At 62.5% G+C, this 5,790-nt stretch carries 6 protein-coding genes; 4 read left to right on the top strand and 2 right to left on the bottom strand.

What is annotated here, in order from left to right; translation table 11 throughout:
* Positions 1–55: 55 nt before the first annotated feature.
* The 4 genes from GCT13_RS46715 (at position 56) to GCT13_RS46700 (ending at position 5,078) form a co-directional block, all read left to right on the top strand.
* Positions 56–346: a XapX domain-containing protein gene (locus GCT13_RS46715; protein ID WP_152768341.1), complete on the top strand. Its 291-nt coding sequence runs from the start codon at positions 56–58 to the stop codon at positions 344–346.
* Positions 343–2,229: an amidohydrolase gene (locus tag GCT13_RS46710; protein WP_152768340.1), complete on the top strand. Its 1,887-nt coding sequence runs from the start codon at positions 343–345 to the stop codon at positions 2,227–2,229. Before GCT13_RS46715 ends, GCT13_RS46710 begins: the two co-directional genes overlap by 4 nt.
* Positions 2,230–2,416: 187 nt before the next feature.
* Complete coding sequence (locus tag GCT13_RS46705) at positions 2,417–3,298, top strand: pirin family protein (RefSeq protein WP_152768339.1); 882 nt, start codon at positions 2,417–2,419, stop codon at positions 3,296–3,298.
* 193 nt (positions 3,299–3,491) lie between these two features.
* Positions 3,492–5,078, top strand: coding sequence for a Na+/H+ antiporter (locus GCT13_RS46700; RefSeq protein ID WP_152768338.1), 1,587 nt, complete (start codon positions 3,492–3,494; stop codon positions 5,076–5,078).
* 28 nt (positions 5,079–5,106) lie between these two features.
* Here GCT13_RS46700 and GCT13_RS49000 read toward each other — a convergent pair whose 3' ends face one another.
* Both GCT13_RS49000 and GCT13_RS46690 read right to left on the bottom strand, forming a co-directional pair.
* Positions 5,107–5,337 (bottom strand): hypothetical protein, encoded by a 231-nt coding sequence (locus tag GCT13_RS49000; protein WP_193727974.1) that lies wholly within the window; start codon positions 5,335–5,337, stop codon positions 5,107–5,109.
* A gap of 183 nt (positions 5,338–5,520) precedes the next feature.
* On the bottom strand, positions 5,521–5,790 hold a 270-nt coding region (locus GCT13_RS46690), incomplete at its 5' end, for a hypothetical protein (RefSeq protein WP_227747227.1).

Genomic DNA, 5,790 nt, shown 5'->3' with positions numbered 1-5,790 from the left:
CCCCCTGCGCTTGCGATGCACTCGCACGACGCGTGAACTACAGGAATACGAGCCAATGAAACTCTATCTTTTCTCCCTGCTTGCTGGCGTACTGGTTGGCGTGATCTACAGCCTCATCAACGTGCGTTCCCCCGCGCCGCCACTTGTCGCCCTTGTCGGCCTGCTCGGCATTCTCGGCGGCGAACAGATCATTCCCGTCGCGAAACAGATGCTGTCCGGCAGCGGCTTCCACACGGCGTGGACCGACTCGAAGTGCACGCAGCATATGTTCGGGTCGCTGCCCGGACGCCAGGCGAGCAACACGTCGCGCACCGCCGCTGCCAATTCATCGGAGAAACGCTCATGAGCACTCACGCTGGTGATACACCCGATCTGATCCTGCATCACGGCCGCTTTACCACGCTCGACAGAAGCAAGCCCGAAGCGACGGCTGTCGCGATACGCGAAGGCGTGTTCAGCGCAGTGGGCGACGACGCCGAGATCCTGCCGCTCGCAGGCAATGCGACGAAGGTGATCGACCTGCAGGGCCGGCGCGTCTTGCCTGGGCTGATCGACAATCATCTGCACATTATTCGGGGCGGCCTCAACTTCAATATGGAGTTGCGTTGGGATGGCGTTCCGTCGCTTGCTGTCGCGATGGAGATGCTCAAGCGCCAGGTGGCCATTACGCCGGCGCCGCAATGGGTGCGCGTGGTCGGCGGCTTCACGGAACATCAGTTCGCCGAGAAGCGTCTTCCGACGATCGAAGAACTGAATGCCGTTGCGCCCGATACGCCCGTGTTCATTCTGCATCTRTACGACCGTGCAATGCTCAATGCCGCTGCGTTGCGTGTGGTCGGCTATACAAAAGACACGCCGGAGCCACCCGGAGGCCAAATCGTGCGCGATTCGGCAGGCAATCCGACGGGCCTGCTGCTCGCGAAGCCCAATGCCGGCATCCTCTATGCGACGCTCGCAAAAGGACCGAAGCTGCCGCTCGACTATCAGATCAACTCGACGCGCCACTTCATGCGCGAACTGAACCGGCTCGGCGTGACGGGCGCGATCGATGCAGGCGGTGGCTTTCAGAACTACCCCGAAGACTATGARGTCATCCAGAAGCTCTCGGACGAAGGCTTGCTGACGATCCGGCTCGCTTATAACCTCTTCACGCAAAAGCCCAAAGGCGAAAAGGAAGACTTTCTGAACTGGACAAGCACGTCGAAATACAAACAGGGCAATGACTACTTCCGGCATAACGGTGCCGGCGAAATGCTCGTGTTCTCGGCGGCGGACTTCGAGGACTTTCGCCAGCCGCGCCCCGACATGAGCGCTGAGATGGAAGGCGACCTCGAAGAAGTCGTCCGTGTACTCGCGGAGAACCGCTGGCCCTGGCGCATGCATGCGACTTATGACGAGACCATCAGCCGCGCGCTCGATGTCTTCGAAAAGGTCAACCGCGATATTCCGCTGGCAGGTCTCAACTGGTTCTTCGATCACGCGGAGACGATCAGCGAACGGTCGATCGACCGTATCGCGGCGCTCGGCGGCGGCATTGCCGTGCAGCATCGGATGGCGTATCAGGGCGAGTACTTCGTCGAACGTTATGGCGCAGCAGCGGCCGAAGCGACGCCACCCGTCGCGCGCATGCTCGAGAAAGGCGTGAAGACATCGGCGGGCACCGACGCGACGCGTGTCGCGTCGTACAACCCGTGGGTCGCGCTCTCGTGGCTCGTCACGGGCAGGACGCTCGCGGGACTGCGGATCTATCCGCAACGCAACTGTCTGGACCGTGAGACTGCGCTGCGCATGTGGACCGAGAACGTCACATGGTTCTCGAATGAAGAAGGCAAAAAAGGCCGCATCCAGGCAGGGCAACTTGCCGATCTGATCGTGCCGGACCGCGACTATCTGAGCTGCCCCGAGTCCGATATCGCCGATACGACTGCCGTGCTGACCATGGTCGGCGGCAAGATCGTCTATGCGGCCGGTCCGTTCGCGGACCACGATGCGCCGATTCCGCCCGCGATGCCGGACTGGTCGCCCGTGCGCGCCTATGGCGGCTACGCGGGATGGGGCGCCGCGCAAGGCACGCCATTGCAGCGCAGCCAGAACGCGCTGGCCTGCGGTTGCGCGAGCGCCTGTGGCGTRCATGGTCACGCGCACGCGCGAGCCTGGTCGAAGAGCGTGCCGGCGTCCGACCTCAAAAGCTTCTGGGGCGCGCTGGGCTGCTCGTGCTGGGCCGTTTAAAAGTCAGGCAGTCTGATATYGGCATGATGCCGCGCGCTCGAATGTGTGACGCGCGCGGCATCGTTATCGAACGCTCTTCAAGCCTGGCTTCAATATCCGTGCCCGCGTTCTGAATGCGGGCTTTATTTCCCGTCGCTTCGCTCGCCGGCTTACCGATTTACCGTATCGAGCATCACTTCATCGCACCATGCCAGGTCCAATCAAAACGATCCTCACGCCACGCGAAAGCGATATCGGCAATCTCGTCGTGCGGCGCGTGCTGCCTGCGCGCGCCGCCCGTCTCGTGGGCCCCTTCATCTTCTTCGATCACATGGGTCCCGCCGTATTGCCGGCCGGCGTGAGCGTCGACGTGCGCCCGCATCCGCATATCGGGCTCGCGACCGTTACCTATCTGTTCGAAGGCTCGCTGATGCATCGCGACAGCCTCGGCTTCGAACAGAAAATCGTGCCCGGCGATGTCAACTGGATGACGGCCGGGCGCGGCATCGTGCATTCGGAACGCACGCCCAATGAAGATCGTCCGGAGAGGCAGACGATGCACGGCATTCAGACGTGGGTCGCGCTGCCCGTCGATCACGAGGATGCGCAGCCCGGCTTCACTCACCACGCGGCGGCAACACTGCCGCAGTTCAAAGGCGATCGCGTGACCGTGCGTGTCATTGCGGGCAGCGCGTTCGGCTATACGTCGCCCGTTTCCACGTTCTCTCCGACGCTCTACGTTGCCGCCGATTTTTCGGTGGGCGGCACGCTCGCGCTCGAACCCGAACACGAAGAGCGCGGTGTCTATCTGGTCGACGGAGACCTGACGATCGACGATGAGCCGCTCGCGCCCGCGACGATGGCCGTGCTCGAGCCTGGCGCGGTCGTGAGACTGAAGAGCCCGAACGGTGCGCGCGTGATGCTGCTCGGCGGCGCGCATCTTCCGGGAGAGCGCTACATCGAATGGAACTTCGTATCGAGTTCGCCCGATAAGATCGAAGCAGCGAAGGCTGCATGGACGCGACGGACATTCGGTTCGGTTCCAGGCGAAACGGATTGGACACCGCTGCCCGAACGAAAGCCGCGTTGAGCGGCCAACCGGCAAATTGATCCGGACTCGCTGAACAGACCCTGTAGCGTCGGCTATCAGGGTCGGGCTATTCTTTGCACAACAACAATGCCAAACATCGGCGGCAGCATCGCATCGCACTGTTCGGTACGATGCGCGCGAACACGTTGCCTCCGTCTCTGCCCACGCCCAATCTTTGTCGGAAAACTCCAGCATGAATAACGTCGAGCTCTTTCACTACATATTGCTGCTCGTTTGCGGTGCTGGCGTACTGACATGGGTTGCCGAGCGCGTGGCCATCCCGCCCGCGGTGATACTGCTGTTCGGCGGGGCCGCCGTCGCGCTGACGGGACGGCACACGACCGTCGACATGGACCCCAACCTGGTGCTGACGGCCGTCTTGCCTCCGCTGCTGATGTCGAGCGCGTTCTACACTGCGTGGTCGGACTTCCGTCGCGAGGTCTTGAGCATCCTGTCGCTCGTGCTGGGAGCGGTTGCGTTCACCACGGTCGCGGTCGCCGTCACCGTGCATGCCTTCGCGCCTGCGTTGGCATGGCCCGCCTGCTTTGCGCTGGGCGCAATCGTCTCGCCGCCGGACGCCGTCGCCGCGAAAGCGATCCTCGATCGCAATCCACTTCCATCGCGGCTCGTTACCGTGCTCGAAGGCGAGAGCCTCGTCAACGACGCAACGGGTCTTCTCCTCTATCAGATGTCCATTGCCGCCGCGTTCACCGGGCAATTCACGGCAGGCCGCGCGACGGGCGTCTTTCTGATGCTGACGGTCATCGGCATCGCCGTCGGCATCGCATGCGGACAGATCATGATGTGGCTGATCAAGCGCGTCCCGGACCCGATGCTTCGAATCGTGCTCACGTTCCTGATGGCATGGGCCAGCTACAGCATCGCGGAAGAGATCGGAGGGTCAGGCGTGCTGTCCGTCGTCACGTGCGGACTGATGCTCGGCGTGCGTCAGCATCGTGCGTTCGACGCGCATACGCGCATCAAGGCGTCGGCGACGTGGGAAGTGATCGTGTTCGTGCTCGATGCGCTCGTGTTCATTCTGATCGGACTTGCGCTGCACGGAATCGTCGAGCGGATGGGCGACACACGCTCGATGCTGGCGACGAGCGCGAGCGTCGCGTTGCCCGCCATCGTGGCCGTGATCCTGTCGCGCCTCGTATGGGTGGCGATCGGAATCTATCTGCCCGCGCGGATCGCAGCCGGACATCGCAATGCAGGACGCCCCTGGCGTCCCGGTGAAATAGCCGTTCTCGGTTGGGCGGGCGTCAGAGGCGTCGTCAGCCTCGCTGCCGCGCTGGCATTGCCCGAGCAGTTTCCGAATCGCGACGCGATCGTGTTCAGCACCTTCCTCGTCATCTTCGGGACACTCGTGATACAGGGTGGCAGTCTCGGCGTGCTGATCCGCCTCATCGGTCTTCGGCCGATGCGAGGCTCGACGATGTCGGAACTGGAAGCGCGCTCGCATACATTTCGTGCATCGTTGAACGAGCTGGAGAAGATCAGCAAGTCGGCCGAGGGCGAGGACAAGAACCTCGTGCGACGGCTCATCGACGAATACGAGGTGAGAGTGCGCAACAACGAGAAAGCGCATTTGGAAGGCAGCGAACACGTCGAACTGCGAGCGCGTCATCTGCGCCTCGAACTCGATCTCGTTGCGACTTCGCGGCAAACGCTGCTGCGTCTGCATCGCGAAGGCAAGATCGAAGACTCTGTGCTGCACCGGCTGGAGGCCGAGCTCGATCTCGAAGAGCTGCGCCTGCATCGGCTGCTGGAACCGTGACGGGCAGCGCAGCCTGCCCTGTCAGCTGTCACTGATCGACGCGCTTCACCGTGACCACTCGCGGCACCTGCTTGTCGGCTGCAGCGTCTCGCCGCAATTTCACGCGCCACGCGCCGTACTCGGCAAACGGAAATTGCGCCAGTGCACTCTTCACGAGCCAGGGAATCGGATGATCGGTGTCGGCATCGCGGTCGCGGCTCGTCGCCGTGACCTTGTAGACTTCCTTGCCACTTGCCGCTTCGAGGAGCCGCAACGTCATCGAATGCCGATACACGCGCCCGAACAGCGAAAAGCCCGCGCCTTCGGCGCCGTCGCATGCGTTCCCGCAATCGGCCGTGCTGACGCCGACGGCGGCAGGCCGCGTGTCGTATGCGAGCGAGACCAGATAGCTCGCGTGATCCGCCGGTCGATCGACTAGTACAACATCCCGTAAATTGCTTGATTAATTATCCGGCTGTAAATAGGGCTGCAAGAGCGTGACGACGACATTGGCCATCTCCTCGAGCGAGCCGGTTCCGGGCAGCGGTTCCCAACGACCACTATGGCTGCGGAAGGCAGCGCCATAACGATTGCGGCCGAACTCTGTGAGGCGCGCCACAACAGTGGGCTCCTCATCGTCCAGACGTTTGATCAGCAGGTGACGTCCGTAGGCTTGCGTAACAATTTGGTCATGGCCGAGCAAGGTGCGTAGTTGACGCTGAAGTTCGGCCGC

Origin of the sequence: Paraburkholderia franconis, assembly GCF_009362735.1 — a bacterium.
Lineage (GTDB): Bacteria > Pseudomonadota > Gammaproteobacteria > Burkholderiales > Burkholderiaceae > Paraburkholderia > Paraburkholderia franconis.
Note: the sequence above shows the minus strand (reverse complement) of the source record. Positions and strands in the feature narration are given on the sequence as shown.